This window comes from Geobacillus stearothermophilus ATCC 12980, from assembly GCF_030369615.1.
Taxonomy (GTDB): domain Bacteria; phylum Bacillota; class Bacilli; order Bacillales; family Anoxybacillaceae; genus Geobacillus; species Geobacillus stearothermophilus.
In genome coordinates this window covers 2,429,508-2,445,333 of sequence record NZ_CP128494.1, presented here as the reverse complement: position 1 = coordinate 2,445,333, position 15,826 = coordinate 2,429,508, and the positions used below count along the sequence as shown (strand labels likewise).

General features: G+C 49.3%; 13 protein-coding genes, 1 other RNA gene and 6 pseudogenes. 17 read left to right on the top strand and 3 right to left on the bottom strand.

All coding sequences use genetic code 11. The features are described from left to right. Window positions 1–39 precede the first annotated feature (39 nt). From smpB to QSJ10_RS13370, 5 genes are all read left to right on the top strand, one after another. Entirely contained in the window at window positions 40–507 is a 468-nt protein-coding gene (gene smpB, locus QSJ10_RS13390) for an SsrA-binding protein SmpB (protein WP_013144268.1), read from the top strand. Between the two features lie 341 nt (window positions 508–848). Continuing rightward, window positions 849–1,200: a transfer-messenger RNA gene (ssrA, locus tag QSJ10_RS13385) on the top strand. Window positions 1,201–1,672: 472 nt separating this feature from the next. Further along, window positions 1,673–1,837: a hypothetical protein gene (locus QSJ10_RS13380; RefSeq protein WP_230581331.1), complete on the top strand. Its 165-nt coding sequence runs from the start codon at window positions 1,673–1,675 to the stop codon at window positions 1,835–1,837. A gap of 272 nt (window positions 1,838–2,109) precedes the next feature. Next, window positions 2,110–2,346 (top strand): YuzF family protein, encoded by a 237-nt coding sequence (locus QSJ10_RS13375; RefSeq protein ID WP_033015119.1) that lies wholly within the window; start codon window positions 2,110–2,112, stop codon window positions 2,344–2,346. A 21-nt stretch (window positions 2,347–2,367) separates the two neighbouring features. After that, the gene (locus tag QSJ10_RS13370; protein ID WP_033015120.1) at window positions 2,368–3,267 is read left to right on the top strand and encodes a manganese catalase family protein; all 900 of its coding nucleotides are present in this window, start codon (window positions 2,368–2,370) and stop codon (window positions 3,265–3,267) included. 129 nt (window positions 3,268–3,396) lie between these two features. On the opposite strand, the pseudogene QSJ10_RS13365 reads toward QSJ10_RS13370, so the two are convergent. Next, window positions 3,397–3,813, bottom strand: a pseudogene (locus QSJ10_RS13365) (LysR family transcriptional regulator substrate-binding protein); the annotation flags it as partial. On the opposite strand from QSJ10_RS13365, the pseudogene QSJ10_RS13360 reads away from it, so the two are divergent. The 4 genes and pseudogenes from QSJ10_RS13360 to QSJ10_RS13345 form a co-directional block, all read left to right on the top strand. After that, window positions 3,767–3,871 (top strand): annotated as a pseudogene (locus QSJ10_RS13360) (hypothetical protein); the annotation flags it as partial. The pseudogenes QSJ10_RS13365 and QSJ10_RS13360 sit on opposite strands and share 47 nt — an antisense overlap. Before the next feature lie 49 nt (window positions 3,872–3,920). After that, window positions 3,921–4,091 (top strand): annotated as a pseudogene (locus tag QSJ10_RS13355) (fumarylacetoacetate hydrolase family protein); the annotation flags it as partial. A gap of 42 nt (window positions 4,092–4,133) precedes the next feature. Further along, window positions 4,134–4,649 (top strand): annotated as a pseudogene (locus QSJ10_RS13350) (aldehyde dehydrogenase family protein); the annotation flags it as partial. 86 nt (window positions 4,650–4,735) lie between these two features. Next, a complete protein-coding gene (locus QSJ10_RS13345; RefSeq protein ID WP_080729557.1) occupies window positions 4,736–4,945 on the top strand; it encodes a hypothetical protein in 210 nt (69 codons plus the stop codon). Between the two features lie 173 nt (window positions 4,946–5,118). Here QSJ10_RS13345 and QSJ10_RS13340 read toward each other — a convergent pair. Further along, window positions 5,119–5,238 (bottom strand): annotated as a pseudogene (locus QSJ10_RS13340) (IS701 family transposase); the annotation flags it as partial. Between the two features lie 159 nt (window positions 5,239–5,397). Between QSJ10_RS13340 and QSJ10_RS13335 the strand changes: the two are divergent. The 4 genes from QSJ10_RS13335 to QSJ10_RS13320 all read left to right on the top strand — a co-directional run bounded on the left by QSJ10_RS13335 (window position 5,398) and on the right by QSJ10_RS13320 (window position 9,884). Then, on the top strand, window positions 5,398–6,399 hold the full coding sequence (locus tag QSJ10_RS13335; RefSeq protein WP_053532727.1) for a TAXI family TRAP transporter solute-binding subunit: 1,002 nt from the start codon (window positions 5,398–5,400) through the stop codon (window positions 6,397–6,399). Between the two features lie 78 nt (window positions 6,400–6,477). Further along, the gene (locus QSJ10_RS13330) at window positions 6,478–6,975 is read left to right on the top strand and encodes a DUF1850 domain-containing protein (RefSeq protein ID WP_033015127.1); all 498 of its coding nucleotides are present in this window, start codon (window positions 6,478–6,480) and stop codon (window positions 6,973–6,975) included. Continuing rightward, window positions 6,968–8,920, top strand: a complete 1,953-nt coding sequence (locus QSJ10_RS13325) for a TRAP transporter permease (protein WP_033015129.1) — start codon at window positions 6,968–6,970, stop codon at window positions 8,918–8,920. Before QSJ10_RS13330 ends, QSJ10_RS13325 begins: the two co-directional genes overlap by 8 nt. Window positions 8,921–9,416: 496 nt before the next feature. After that, window positions 9,417–9,884 (top strand): flavin reductase family protein, encoded by a 468-nt coding sequence (locus QSJ10_RS13320; protein WP_033015131.1) that lies wholly within the window; start codon window positions 9,417–9,419, stop codon window positions 9,882–9,884. Between the two features lie 138 nt (window positions 9,885–10,022). Here the strand turns inward: QSJ10_RS13320 and QSJ10_RS13315 are convergent. Beyond that, window positions 10,023–10,586: pseudogene (locus tag QSJ10_RS13315) on the bottom strand (FAD-dependent oxidoreductase). A 552-nt stretch (window positions 10,587–11,138) separates the two neighbouring features. Here QSJ10_RS13315 and tnpC point away from each other — a divergent pair. From tnpC to QSJ10_RS13295, 4 genes are all read left to right on the top strand, one after another. Beyond that, a complete protein-coding gene (tnpC, locus tag QSJ10_RS13310; RefSeq protein ID WP_289493436.1) occupies window positions 11,139–12,587 on the top strand; it encodes an IS66 family transposase in 1,449 nt (482 codons plus the stop codon). A 316-nt stretch (window positions 12,588–12,903) separates the two neighbouring features. Further along, complete coding sequence (locus QSJ10_RS13305; protein ID WP_049626491.1) at window positions 12,904–13,980, top strand: multicopper oxidase domain-containing protein; 1,077 nt, start codon at window positions 12,904–12,906, stop codon at window positions 13,978–13,980. A gap of 30 nt (window positions 13,981–14,010) precedes the next feature. After that, window positions 14,011–15,369, top strand: a complete 1,359-nt coding sequence (gene nosD / locus QSJ10_RS13300) for a nitrous oxide reductase family maturation protein NosD (protein ID WP_033015208.1) — start codon at window positions 14,011–14,013, stop codon at window positions 15,367–15,369. Continuing rightward, window positions 15,359–15,811, top strand: coding sequence for a nitrous oxide reductase accessory protein NosL (locus tag QSJ10_RS13295; RefSeq protein WP_033015206.1), 453 nt, complete (start codon window positions 15,359–15,361; stop codon window positions 15,809–15,811). The genes nosD and QSJ10_RS13295 overlap by 11 nt, the downstream gene beginning before the upstream one ends. Window positions 15,812–15,826: the final 15 nt, after the last annotated feature.

The window sequence follows — 15,826 nt, the reverse complement described above, 5'->3', positions numbered from 1 at the left end:
GTAAAATAAGAAACGCTACAATGAGGAGGGGGAAAACGGATGCCGAAAGGCGAAGGAAAAGTGATCGCCCAAAACAAAAAAGCGCACCACGACTATTTCATCGAAGAAACGTATGAAGCCGGCCTCGTTTTGCAAGGGACGGAAATCAAATCGATCCGCAACGGCCGGGTGAACTTGAAAGATTCGTTCGCCAAAGTGGAAAAAGGGGAAGTGTTTCTCCATAACATGCATATCAGCCCGTATGAACAAGGCAACCGCTACAACCATGATCCGCTGCGGACGAGAAAGCTCCTTTTGCACCGCCGCGAAATCAACAAGCTGATCGGCTACACGAAAGAGCAAGGGTATACGCTCGTTCCGCTCAAACTGTACATTAAAAACGGCTTTGCCAAAGTGGAGCTCGGGGTGGCCAAAGGGAAGAAAAAATACGACAAACGGGAAGACATGAAGCGGAAAGAAGCGCAGCGCGAAATCGAGCGGGCGTTCCGCGAGCGGCAAAAACTGTAGAGAGGCAAGCCGCCGAGCGGGCATTTGTCGAGGGCGGGAGCCTGAAACATCGGGCTTTTGGCGGGCATTGCCGGTTTGGGAACGGCGGAGGGATGTTTGGTTCATCGCGGCAAGCGGGGGCATTTCTTGCGTCGCCGTGTACGGAAAATGGGATGGGCTGATTTTTCTTGGCAAGTGCCAAGAAGCCGTGTTCTCAATCATCCGGCACAACATTCGGAGAAGAGCCTGTTTTTTGGCGAGATTGAAAACATTCCCATTGAAAATGCACCGCGTCATGGTATAATAAAAAGTGCAACAGCCAGTTATCCGATGCTTAAGCTGTTCCGATCTCTTCGCACCGCGGGGACGATCCGGATTCGACAGGGGTAGGTCGAGCTTAAGCGGCGAGCCGAGGGGGACGTCCTCGTAAAAACGTCACCTAAAGATAACTGGCAAACAAAACTACGCTTTAGCTGCCTAATTGCTGCAGCTAGCTCCTCCCGCCATCGCCCGCGTGGCGTTCGAGGGGCTCATATGAAGCGGGCTACGCCCAAATCCGCCGCCTGAGGATGAGGGAAGAGATGAACCAGGCTAGCCGCCGGGAGGCCTGTCGGTAGGCGGAACGGACGGCGAAGCGAAATATACCGACTACGCTCGTAGATGCTTAAGTGGCGATGCCTCTGGACGTGGGTTCGACTCCCACCGTCTCCATTTCCAACATGTTGCTGTTTCGGATTAAAAATAGTGAACCTCTTGATACGGCCGTGTTTGCGGTCGTTTTTGCTTTTTCAAGAATCCGAAAGAAGCCCATCGAATTTGCAAGAATTTTGCGCGGATTTTGCACCGCGTTTTTACCTTGCATTGTACGTTGTTTTTGAAGATGTAACATATTTTGAAACAGATTGCGTTGATGACCGGTTTTGTTGCCATTTCCATGGCGTTTCTCCTCCCCCTTTTTTGAATGATCAGACCTGTAAGCGCTTCATTAAATATGTTTAAATTTTATGATAATTATGCATTCCATTACATCCCTATGTTTGTCGGATTTTTTTAGTGCTGTTGGACAACCGTGACGGGTAAAAGAAGGAATTGACCCATCGAATTAAGAAAGTAGATGATCAAAGTAGTCGATCACTAGCGGGGATGCGGGGGGAGGATGTGGATGTCGAAGGAATGAAATGATCATTTGCTTCGTTTGCTTCATGAAGCGGCCGACATCTTGCATAGGTATGCGGCGGAATTGAACCGGGAATGGAAGCGGATCGGCGAAGCGCTTGGCAAAAGGAAGCTTCGCGCCAAAAATCGGACGGAAGCGGTGGCAAAAGCGCTACGTCTTGGGTTGATTGGATGACGAGGCGGACTAGTCTGTCCGGCCGTTTCATTTCACACCATTTTCGCCGATTGCTCACCGTTTTTTGGCTGTTTGACCGTTTTGTGGTGCAAAAGATTCCGAGCATTCGCCGCTTTCTAGCGGCGTAAACATCTTTGGAAGCGGCTTGAATGTCCTTGAGCATCAGGCCGCTTTCTTTTCTCGACGTTGGGTTTTTTTGTCATTGTTCTGCATGGGGCGGCATATGGATAAAAGGGAATCTTCTTCAACGCATCAAAAGGGAGGAAATGAGAATGAACCAGCCCTACGTGTCCCATGCTTCGTCACCGCAGCTCATTGCCCTGGTTGACCCGTATGTGTACCACGCTTTCCAAGCTTTGAACGGCAAAGAAGTGGTAGTGGAAACCGTCCGCGGTTCGATCCAAGGAACGGTGAGGGATGTGAAGCCGGACCATATCGTCATCTCAGCGCATCAGGCGGTTTATTACATCCGCTTGGCGCAAGTGGTGTCTGTTCGCCTCAGCGATTAATGGAAAAGGAGGAAGAGAATCGTGGTATTTCAGCGGATCGACCGGCTGGCGATTGAATTGCCGGAGCCCAAATACGCGGACCCCAATGCGGCTGCCGCTGTCCAGGAGCTGCTTGGCGGCCGTTTCGGAGAAATGTCGACGTTAAACAATTATTTGTTTCAGTCATTCAATTTTCGGCAAAAAAAGAAGCTGCGCCCGTTTTACGAGTTGGTGGCGAGCATCACCGCCGAAGAGTTTGGCCATGTCGAGCTCGTGTCCAATGCGATCAACCTTTGCTTGACCGGCTCCACCCATCCAGGTGATCCGGATACAGCGCCGATGAAGGATGCGAAAGACAAGCGCAATACGTATCATTTTATCGCGACGGCGCAGACGGCGTTTCCCGGCGATTCGATGGGGAAGGCGTGGACGGGGGAGTACGTGTTCAACAGCGGCAACTTGATTTTGGATTTGCTTCACAACTTTTTCCTGGAATGCGGAGCGCGCACGCATAAAATGCGCGTCTATGAAATGACGGACCACCCTACCGCCCGCGAGATGATCGGCTACTTGCTTGTGCGCGGGGGAGTTCATGTTTTGGCGTACGCCAAGGCGTTGGAAGTGGCGACGGGCGTTGATGTGACGAAGCTTCTGCCAATCCCGAACCTCGATAACCGCGTGTTCGATGCGGCGAGAAAGTATGAGGATCAAGGCGTCCACCGCCGACTTTATACGTTCAGCGATCGCTATTACAAAGAAATCGGCCGCATTTGGAAAGGAACCCATCCAAGCGACGGCCAGCCGCTCGAGGTGGTCGAAGGAGCGCCCCAAGGGGGGGCGATCCCCGATTTGGACGAAGTGCCGGAAGAATTCGCTCCCGGGATTTCGGCCGAAGATTTTTTGGAAATCGCCAAGCGGCTGCAGCGGTCGGCAGGGTTGTGATGAGGCGCCCAACGGCGCCTGATTTTTTTTTTGGAAAGCCGGTCGTTGAACAAAAAGGGCGGCGCAACGAAGAGATGACGCCAATGTTGTTTTTTCCCTTCACTTGAGCGTCCATGATTGGAGGAATCGCTATCTTTCTTCATGTTGTCCGCCGGCGGCGCGGGCCGCAGCGGTTTGGAGCACGTCGAGGAATGTTCAGGCGCTTTTTGGTAAATACCGTTGTCGGTCGAGGATGGCGGCGGCTTCCGCTGTCATCGAAGAGTCGATGATCTCCAGCACCTTGATGCCGGGGAGGCGAAACAAGGCTACAGTGGATTGCGGCACAATGGTGGCCCCGAGGCCTTGGGCGACAAGGGAGAGCAATATGGTCGCGTCCGGGCATTCGCATAGAACGTTCGGTTCAAAGCCATGGCGGCGGCATTCCTCGATGACCCGCTCGTACTGTCCGGCGCCGTGCACCCGGTGGAGAAGGAGAAGCGGCCAATCCGCAAAATCGCGCATGTATAACGCGGTTTGGCCGGTCTTCCATTGCGCCGGCAACACGCCGTTTGATGAGGAAGGAAACGTGGATTTTGCGGCGCTTGCCGCGCTCATCGATTGGCATATTGAAAGCGGCACGCACGGCATTTCCGTCACGCCCGGAGGGGGTGAACATGATGCATTACGAATGCGAGCTTGCGGTGGTGATCGGCCGCTCGGCCCGCCGGGTGAGGGCGGAACAGGCGTACGACTACATTTCCGGCTACACCATTGCCAACGATTACGCAGTCCGCGATTACTTAGAAAATTATTACCGGCCGAATTTCCGCGTCAAAAACCGCGACCAGGCGATGCCGCTCAGCCCATGGATCGTCAGCCATGACGAAGTCGGCGATCCGATGAACCCCGCGACCGAACTGGGACCGCTCATTCATCGCGATCATTGGGAGCTGGTGAACCGCTATATTGAGAACGCCAAACAGGAAGGGGCGGACGTCTATGCCCCGGGCGTTCCGAAAGGGCTGGAGCGCGGCAACTTTGTGCCCCCGACATTATTGCTTAACTGCCGCAACGATATGAAAGTGGCGCAGGAAGAAATTTTCGGACCGGTCATGGCCGTCATGTCTTTCACGAGTGAAGAAGAGGCCATTCGGTTGGCGAACGATGTGAAGTACGGATTGGCGGCGTACGTCTGGACGAACGACATGAAGCGCGGCCACCGCGTCGCCCAAGCGATCGAAAGCGGGATGGCGTGGGTCAATTCACCGAACGTCCGCAATTTGCGCATCCCGTTTGGTGGGACGAAATACAGCGGCATCGGCCGCGAAGGCGGGCATTACAGCTTTGATTTCTATACGGAAGTGCAAGTTGTCCACGTCGCGGTCGGCGATCCGCCAGCTTGAAGCGGAAGGGCTTGTCGAGTTCAAACCGTATACGGGCGCCGTTGTGAGCAACAATTTTTTTGAAGGGAAGTACAGGAGTGTTGATCATGCATGATGAGACAGTCGTGATGGCCGGCGGACAGCCGGCCGGTTATCTGTTGTTTAGTGATAACGAACTGATGATTTATGAGGGAATGCGGGGTGAAATCCGGATTTTGTCAAATAGGGAAGCTTTGCAAAACTTGAACTTTGCTTCCTTCTGCAACCACGGTTTGGTCGGAAAGTGTGGGGTTTTCCCTGCCGTTCTGCATGATTAATAGAAAAACAGAACTAAGGAAATAATATGATGGTTGTGAAAATATGTTCGGTGCAATATAATCATAAATCATAAACTGTAGATGAGCAATTTTCATAACAATAATTACCATGTAAAAAGAAACAAACAGGGTACCCTTTATGCCACATGGAGCTGTTTTCCCGAAAAGCCCTACGTGATCATCACATCCACGATATGAACGAGATGCTTCATAACAGGTTTTGAAAAATAAAGGGCCAACCCCAACATCGTGAAAAACTTGTGAATTCCTTGATGATGTGCTAATCTATTCATTAGACATGAACCTCCTTGTGAATGGTTTGGTAGCACATCTATTCTAACCAAGGAATCGGGTTCATGTCTCCTTTTTTGTTTCGATGTAAATTTATGTTAGTGATTTTGCTCATCTACAGTCATAAAGGGAAATCGAAAATAGCAAAGGAGATGATGACGATGAAGAAGCGAAAGTGGTTTGCGCGCGCAATGACTGTTCTTTCTCTGTCGCTGTTGCTTGGTGCTTGTGGAAACGGTAACGGCAATGGAGGGACAGAGCAAGAAGGGGCCGACGGGAAGCAAGGCGGCGACGTGAAATTCCTCAGCATTGCCACTGGCGGGACAGGCGGAACGTATTATCCGCTTGGCGGGGCCTTTGCCGATATTATCAAAGATGAAACGGGCATCGACGCCAATGCCATCACTTCGGGGGCATCGGCGGAAAACATGGCGATTTTGGATGCGGGCGATGCGGAAATTGCATTTGCGCAAACTGACATCGCGACATACGCGACGGAAGGAAAATTAATGTTTAAAGAGAAAATTGAAAGCGTGAAAGGGATCGCGACCCTTTACCCGGAAACGATTCAAATTGTCACCACGAAAAAATCGGGCATTAAGTCCGTTGAGGATTTAAAAGGGAAAGTCGTTTCTGTCGGGGAAGCGGGCTCGGGGACGCGGGCAAATGCGGAGCAAATTTTGGAAGTTCACGGCATTACGTTTGATGATATTGAAGTGCGCAACTTGTCGTTTGATGATTCCGTCTCCGGCATCCAAGATGGCACGATTGATGCCGCCTTTATTACGGCGGGAACGCCGACGGGAGCGGTGGAAGGCTTGTCAGCGACGGAAGACGTTGTGATTGTGCCGATCGCTGAAGACAAAATCAATGCGCTGATTGAAAAATACCCGTACTATGCGAAAGATGAAGTGCCTCAAGGGACGTATAAGCTAGCGGAAACCGTTCCGACGGTCGCCGTGCGCGCGATGCTCGTCGCTCGGGCGGATTTGCCGGAAGACACGGTCTACAACGTGACGAAAGCGATTTTTGAAAACTTGGATAAGGTCAAACATGCCAAAGCCCAGCAAATCAAGCTGGAAAATGCGCTGGATGGCATGTCGATCGAGCTTCACCCGGGGGCGAAGAAATACTTTGATGAAAAAGGAGTTAAAGCGGAATAACGGTGTCACGGGAAGGACTGGCCGGGTTCATGGCGCCAGCCCTTCCTTATTTTCGCCGGCCACGAAGGGGGGCGGCTGATGCGAAAATGGTTCGCAGCGGTCAGTGCACTTCTGGCGGTTGCAGTCTTCTTCCTTCCTTTCCGCCAGGTGCTGGCGTTTGAAAAGGATGGCCGGGTCGCTGCGTATATCCCGATTTCTCAAGGGGATACGTTCGCGATTCGCTATACGCATTCGATCCACCGTTCAGATGTCGAGGAAACGTATAAGGTGTTGGCTGACGGGACGATTGAACAAATCGCTCTCACCTATGAGGATACGGCGGTCGGGATGCCGGCGAACGCGGCGCCAGGGGAGATATTTACGCTTCGGAATGGAAAATACTATATTACCGGCATGGAGCGCAAATTTCCATCCATCTTGTTGAGCATTGGGAGGGTTGTCGCCAACCATCGCGTCGTTTATGAAGGGAAGATGGTGACATTAAAAACAGTCATCCCTCCCGGCTCCATTGTCCGCATCAAGGTGACACGACTATCATTGGTTCAATGCTGGAAGGGAGTGAACTTGTTTGACTGAGAAGTTTGAACAGCTATCCGCAGAGGAGCAGCAACAATTGCTGGAAAAATATGATCCGGAAGCAGCGACGCGCAAATTGAAAGGGCCGCTTGGCTGGATTGCCTTTTTCGGGCTGCTTTCATTTTCACTCTTTCAGTTATATGCTTCGATTTTTCAAACGATTCCAAAACAAATTTTATTGTCGATCCATTTAGGGTTTGCCTTGTCGCTTATCTTTTTATTGTTTCCGGCGCGGAAAAAACATCTTCATCGCGCCGACGTCGGCATCGTGAATATCCTTTTGTCGCTGTTGTCGATCGGGGTCGGTGCATATTTGCCGCTGATGCTCGATGACATCGTCCAACGCATCGGCATTATGACGCCGCTTGACTTTACGGTCGGTTTGGTCGCCGTGCTGCTTGTGCTTGAGGCGACGAGGCGGGCGGTCGGGCTGCCGATTACGATCATCGCCTCGCTATTTTTGCTATATGCGTATTTCGGGCCGTATATGCCGGGATTTTTGGCTCATCGGGGCGTTGATTTGGAAGGGCTCGTCAAAACGATGTTTTTTACGACGGAAGGCATTTTCGGCACGCCGCTGTACGTGTCAGCGACATACATTTTCGTCTTCTTGTTGTTTGGCGCCTTCTTAGTGAAAACGGGTGTCGGGGAGTATTTTAATGACTTGGCGCTCGTTGTCGCCGGGAAGCGAATCGGCGGTCCGGCGAAGGTGGCGGTGTTCTCAAGCGCGCTGCAAGGAACGATCAGCGGCAGCTCGGTGGCGAACGTCGTGACGTCCGGGGCGTTTACGATTCCGATGATGAAACGTCTCGGATATGGAAAAGAGTTTGCCGGCGCTGTGGAGGCGACATCGTCCACCGGCGGCCAGCTCATGCCCCCGGTCATGGGAGCGGCGGCGTTTTTGATGGTGGAGTTTATCGGCGGCATTTCGTATTGGGAGATCGCAAAAGCAGCGGCGATTCCAGCGATTCTATATTTTGCCGGCATTTGGATGATGACGCACTTTGAAGCGAAGCGAATCGGGCTGCGCGGGTTGACAGAGGAAGAAATGCCGAACCGGAAAGAAGTGCTCGGAAAAATCTACTTGCTCGTTCCGATCATCGTTGTCATTTTGCTGCTGATGAGCGGGATGAGCGTGATGCGGGCGGCGCTCTGGTCGATCGTGGCGATCATTGTCGTCAGCGGCTTAAAAAAGGAAACGCGGCTGGGGTGGCGCGACATCATTGACGCGCTAGTCGACGGGGCGAGAAGCGCGCTGTCCGTGGCGGCGGCGACCGCCGCAGCCGGCATCATCGTCGGAGTCGTGACGAAAACCGGCCTTGGATTGAAAATGGCAAACGGCTTGATCGATTTGTCAAACGGCGTTTTGCTGTTGACGCTCTTTTTCACGATGCTGACTTCGCTCATTCTCGGCATGGGTTCGCCAACAACGGCCAACTACGTCATCACTTCGACGATCGCGGCGCCGGCGATCATCGCATCCGGCGTGCCGGAGCTGGCTGCGCATTTGTTCGTGTTTTACTTTGGCATTGTCGCCGACATTACACCGCCGGTGGCGTTGGCGGCGTTTGCGGCCGCCGGCATTTCCGGAGGAAGCCCGCTGCGGACCGGGTTCATCGCCACGAAACTCGCCATTTCGGCGTTTATCATCCCGTACATGTTCGTGCTTTCACCGGCCTTGCTCATGATTGACACGACCGTTCCGTATTTGATTTGGGTCGTATTCTCGGCATTTATCGGCATGCTCGCCATCAGCGCGGGAATGATCGGCTTTTGGTACCGGAAACTCAACATTCTTGAACGCGCCATGGCGGTTGTGACAGGATTGCTGCTGATTTATCCAGAAAAAATCAGCGATATCGTTGGATTGGTCTTATTTGCTGCCATGTTTGCCATTCAATATGTAGCCGGAAGACGGGAACGGACGCAGAAAACGGCGTCATAAAAGTCTGATTTGAACAAACCGAAAGGCAGGCGCTCATCTAGAAGGCTGGTGAAAAACCATGATTTTCGCTCAATCGGTGTTTTCTGTTGTGAGAGAAGAGCTGATTTTAACGGATTTCCGAAAGAAGTCTCCCACCTCAAGGAACGCGAAGGGTGTAACCCAGTGAGTAGGTGGGAGATGAATGTCGGTTGGCGTTAGCCAACGAATAGGATAGAATATGGCTATATAGATGCAATTTAAAGCTTTAACATTTTTCGTCTTTGCCGGTCATTGCATCCGACTGTCGAGTGACCGAACAACGCCGCTTAAAGACCCATGAATGGGTCTGTGAAGCGAGTCGTTGTTCGGTCTTCCGTCACGCTAAGGCGTGACGGAGGCAAGCCACACGCTTGCCTTCGACAGTCGAAAATGGGCAAACCACTTTTCTGTCAAGGATATGTTAAACTTCTTTGTTGCATCTATATAGATGACGAAAAGGGAAGGATGGGAGAAACGTATGGATGACCGCACATTCCGCAACGCGATGGGGAAATTCGCAACCGGCGTGACGGTCGTGACGACCGAATTTCAAGGGGAAGCGAAAGGGATGACGGCGAACGCGTTTATGTCCGTTTCGCTCGACCCAAAGCTGGTGGTCGTCTCCATTGGCCATAAAGCGCGAATGCATGACATTGTCAAGCAAACGGGGAAATTTGCCGTCAACATTTTGCGGCGTGATCAAGAGGAGTTGTCGCGCTTGTTTGCTGGCCAGCTGAAAGAAGAACGCCCTGTTTCGTTCGATTGGGTGAACGGCCATCCGATTTTGCCGGAGGCGTTGGCGAATATTTTATGCAACGTCCACAGCACGTACGTGGCCGGCGATCATACGCTTTACTTTGGGGAAGTGACTGATATTTTGATGAAAGACGAACCGGGCGACCCGCTCTTGTTTTTTGAAGGGAAGTACTGGAGCATTGGACAATAAGCGTCCTTGGATGAATCGGGGCCGCTATTGTCATGCGGGGACGACGCGACAGACGTTTCAGGCCCGTCATCTTGCATCTCGGCCGTTTCCATGGCGCTATTTAGAAAAGGTGTCCCGCTGTTTGGGACACCTTCGTTGTTATTTTTTCAATACATCGTGATCGACGTACCGTTCGCCGTTCAGCTCGCTGATGACGTTGATGGCGACTTTCGCACCGTCGCCTGCTGTGATGATCGTATGGACGCTGACGCCAGCGACCGTCCCGGCCGCCTAAATGCCGTCGATGTTCGTCTTGCCGTTGGCGTCGACGTCAAGCACCGTTTTAATGCGCGGCTCCGTACCCGGTTTGGTGCGCAGGCCGATTTTTTCCGCTAAATCGGTCGCCAAACCGGTGGCGAAGATAACGTGTTTCGCTTCATAGGATCCAGCTTCTGTTTCGAGACGGAATCCCCCGTCTGTTTTTTGCACATCCGTCACTTGTGCTTCCACCAATTCTGCTCCGAATTTTGCGGCTTGCTTTTTCCCGGTTTCCACCAATTCCGGGCCGCTGATTTGCGGAACGCCGTAATGGTTTTCCACCCAAGCGCGCTTTGTCATGCCTTTGTCGCTGTCAAACAAGACCGTTCTCTTCCCGGCTTTGACGGCGAAAATGGCGGCGCTTGCCCCTGCAGGCCCGGCGCCGATGATGGCGATGTCGTACATCGTGCATCCTCCCTTTGTTATTTGTTAGAATATTAACACTATTAGTGTAGCACAAATGGGAAGAGGAACCAAATCACCCGCACTATCATTTGATAATAATTTTTAATTTATATTTACTATAAACGAAAAGTGTGTATAATAGAATGTAGAAGGAGTGCAAAGGGGAGAAAGATCGATGAACAAGCCGATGATTTGTGAACAATGCCGCCAGCCTATTCGGCGGCTGAAACATTCATTGCTTTGCCAGTGCGGGATGAAAATGGTTGTGCAAAAATAATACAGCGAAAAGCGGCTTCCTGTTTCTGTCGCATTCAACCGGCGAATGGCACCGGTTTTTTTATCTTTTCATTTACGAAAGCGGCGAATATATAAAAGTAAAACCGCATTTTTCACAAGGGTTGGTGCCGCTGATGCACGACAAACGAGATTTGGGAGCCCGCTTGGCCGCTTTTTACCGAGAGGTAACTATTCAGCCACATCATAAAGTGAGCTGAATATTTTTTGTATTTCCTGTCTATGATGTGGATATTGATAGACAAGGAGGTGAATCGCATGTTGATGGTACAACAAGCTGTATTTACAGTTGAGAGCTTAATCGGCAAAGTTCAACAACAAAAACAGCTCATTCATCAACTCGTTCAAGAAAATGAACATTTGCGTCACGAAAACAAACAACTACGCAAAGAAAATGAACAACTGAAGTACCGTGTTCAAGAGCTGGAAGCACGCACGAAAAAAAACAGCTCCAATAGCCATTGGCCCCCATCTTCTGACCGTTTTGCCAACACACGTTCTTCTCGTCAACCATCTGGCAACAAGCCAGGCGGACAAGAAGGACATCAAGGAACGACGCTCCGTCAAGTGGAACATCCACATCATCGCATCGTCCACCATGTGCATACGTGTCAAGGATGTGGGGCTTCTTTGCGTGAAGTCAAACCGTTCAAAGTCGATATCCGTCAAGTGTTTGATGTCCCTCCTGTGGCGATCGAGGTGACACAACATGAACGTGAAGTGAAATCGTGTCCACATTGTCGATGTGTTCAACAAGCCGAATTCCCAGCCCATGTCACGAATCATGTGCAATACGGTCCACGGCTCACGGCGCTCGTTGTTTATTTACATCATATCCAATTGATCCCGTACAAGCGTTTAAGTGATACAATCGAAGCGTTATATCAACACTCGATTAGTACGGGAACTCTTGCCAATATGGTGAAACGAGGACGCAAAGCGCTGGAATCAAATATGGACATCATCGAAGACGCCTTACTTGAATCCAACATCCTGCATGTCGATGAAACGAGTTTGCGCATCAATGGGAAACTCGCATGGGTGCATGTCGCGTGTACATCGAGATATACATACTTGGCTCCTCACGCTTCTCGTGGAAAAAAAGCGACCGATGATATCGGGATTCTTCCCCGATATGAAGGGACGATGATGCACGATGCGTTCGGTACGTATCCGAAATACACACATGCCACCCATGCCCTTTGTCATGCCCACCATTTGCGTGAGTTAAAAGGATTCATCGAACAGGGGCATACGTGGGCGATGCGCATGACCACGTTTCTGTTAGCCGCCAAGCAAGCCGTCGAAGCCCATCACGGTGCACTTTCCGAAGAAGAAGCGAGACGGTGGGAACGAGTGTATGATCGCATCCTAGAAAGAGCACAACACCGATTAGAAACGATGACGCCTCTTCCGAAAAAAGCACTCGCTTTTGTTCGACGCCTTCAAAAACGAAAGGAAGAAGCGCTGCGTTTCTTACGTGAAGTACATGTTCCCTTTGACAACAACCAAGCCGAACGCGATCTTCGCATGGTTAAAGTCAAAGAGAACATTTCGGGTACGTTTCGCGAAGAAACATTCGCCCAGTCTTTTTGCATCACAAGAAGCATCGTTTCCACACTGACGAAACACGAAAAAAACGTGTGGGATTCGTTATGTCTTCTGTTGGCAGGCGACACGCTCGATCGTGTGCTTTCTACCACTTAGGGCATTTTCCACCACGGGGATGCCCTATTTGTGTTGCGCTTCTTTACATACCACTATTGGGGTGAATAGTTACCTTTCGCAAGCTCTTTTACATGTTTTTCCGTTAATTACGTTACAAACAATATATTCATATAATAAAATCACCTCTCCCTCATAATTAACAAAACTACTATTTTTACCGTTGAGTCATTCATTGAACATTTCAAAAATTATTCACAAATAATATTTCCTCCGTGAAAATTATCACACGTACCAAGCTATTGCACCCGCTATAGTAATGGTGAAACAACGTTATTTTGATGAAGGGGGAACAAAAATGAAACGAAAAACAAAAATGATGTGGACGGCTGCTGCGTTAAGTGTTTCGCTTTTAGCAGGCTGTAGCGGCAACGATTCGGTGGCGACGAGCACATCCAAAAAAGAGAGCGCTAACACCGCTTCTACGCAAGGGACGACGCAAACATCACAAGTCATTGAACCTCATAAAGGGCTAAACCAACCTCCAGTCCCGATCAAAATAGAACGAACCGGCCCACACGACGTCAACGTGGAAATGACAGCACAAATTACCGACATTGAAATTGACAAAGGGAAAATATACAAAGCGTGGACGTTTAACGGGCAGGCACCAGGTCCATTAGTTGTCGTAAACGAAGGGGACACCATTCATTTCACACTAAAAAACATGGATCCAGCCATTCCACATAGTATGGACTTCCATGCCGTTCACGCTGCGCCATCAAAAGATTTTGCAAACGTACAGCCAAACGAAACCGGAACATTTTCCTATCCAGCAAACAATCCGGGCGTCTTTATGTACCACTGCGGCACATCGCCTGTTTTAGCGCATATCGCTAACGGCATGCACGGCACCATTATCGTCAAACCGAAAAACGGCTATCCAACAGATAAAAGCATCGACCGCGAATTTGTACTTATTCAAAACGAATGGTACAAATACAACGACATGAACGACTTTGCGAATGGCGTTCCAAGCCATGTCGTCTTTTCAACAAAAGCGTTAAAAGAAGGAGACCGAAATACAAATGGGGATACGTTTACATTAAAAGAACATCCACTAGTGGCAAAAGTAGGGGATCGTATTAGAATTTACGTCAATAACGTCGGTCCAAATCACGTGAGCTCCTTCCACGTTGTCGGAACGGTATTCGATGACGTTTACTTAGACGGAAACCCTGCAAACCATCTGAAAGGATTGCAAACGGTCATGCTTCCAGCGAGCGGTGGTGCGGTCGTGGAATTTACCGTCACTCGTCCTGGAAACTATCCGATTGTCACGCACCAGTTTAACGATGCACAAAAAGGAGCCGTCGCCATTTTAAAAGTCACCGAAACCGGCGAAGACGACGGCAAGGCCACGATGGGCCATTAAAGCACCTAACATACCATTAGGGGTGAGTGCATGCATAAAAAAATTCTCTTTTTTCTCCTTTTGCTTTTATCGCTTGCTGCGCCAAAAGCAATGGCAAAAGAAATTGCTGTTCATAATGAAAACGATCTCCATCGCGCATTACAGCTCGCCCATCAAGGCGATGTCATTACTCTAAAAAAAGGAACTTATCGTGGAAATCTCGTCATCAACCGCTCGGTCACGATTCGCGGCGAAGATGGAGCAATAATTATCGGAACAGGTGAAGGGAACGTCATAACCGTTGCCGCTGATGATGTCGTAATTGACAACTTAGACATTCAACAAAGCGGGTCGCAAGATGCTGGTATTTATATTACTGCCAATCGCACAAAAATGTTGAACAATATTATTCACGACGTGTTCCACGGAATCGTCGTTCGGAACGGATATGGCACTGAAATCAGGCATAACCAAATCACAAGTTTTGCCGAAAAAAAAGCGTTTAAAGGCTTTGGGATTTACCTTACCGAAGCACCGCAAACAAAAATAATAGAAAACAATATTTTTCGCTTACAAGACGGCATTTACATCTCGTACTCTAATTTTTGCGAAGTGCAAAAAAATAAAATATGGAACGTAAGATATGGCGTTCATACGATGGACTCGAAAAATATTGCCATCGCACAAAATGAGGTAAGCGAAAGCCGCAATGGATTTATGATTATGCAAAGTGACTACGTACTAATGACTGGAAATGTGCTGCAATGGAACACAACAATCGACGGTGTCGGTATTTTTATGTTTGATACGTTTTACTCTGAAATTACTAACAACATCATGCGCGGAAACAAAAAAGGGATGTATGTCGAAAACGTCCAAAAAAGCTCGATTTGCTATAACATATTTGAGCAAAACGACACCGGACTAGACATCGGCAAATCTTCTAAAGAAAACACCATTTATTTAAACAACTTTTTAAAAAACATACGGCAAATCATCTCTGCGAAAAATAACAAAAACACCTTTAGTTGGGAAGGGTTAGGGAATTATTACGATGATTGGCAGACGATGGATCTTAACCGTGACAATATTGTAGACTATGCCTATAAAAGCGGCGATGCTTCTTACTACCTCATGACAAAAGAACCGCTTTTGCAAATTTTTTATGAAAGCCCTGCTATCCGATTATGGAACATGATTGAACAATATACACCAATTCCATCCGATCAGTTTATCGTTGATCGGCATGCATTGGCAACACCTGTAACTATTCACACTCACACTAATACCAATGAAAAGAAAAACGAAGCTGCTCCTTTCCCTATTCCACAACTGAGTTTTTTTCTCTTACTGACTTTATGGAGTGGCGCTACTTTTTTAGTGACGAGGAGGAAGTATCATGAAACGTAAACTACTCACTTTTTTGCTTGCCCTTTCGATGACAGCAGGATGCTCTGCCCAAGCAGCTAAGACTGTAGAAATTAACGAAAATGTCGATAGCTGTGATACATGCCATATGGGGATTCGTGACGCATCGTTAGCAGCGGAAGTATTAATTGATGGAAAACCGATGAAGTTTGACGATATCGGCTGTATGGTAACTTATCTACAGCAACATAAAAACATCGACGCTGCCTTCGTCCATGCACATGATTCGAAAGAATGGATTGATTTTCAAAAGAGTTATTTTGTTCACGACTCATCCATCGAAAGCCCAATGGGATACGGCATCGCCGCCTTTTTAACGAAACAAGCAGCAGAAAAATTTGCGAACGAACACGGTGGGCAAGTGTTTTCCGCGGACGAACTTCTCAAGCAAAACATGATGGAATTCAAGATGCATAGCCATTAAACGGGGGAAAAAGCG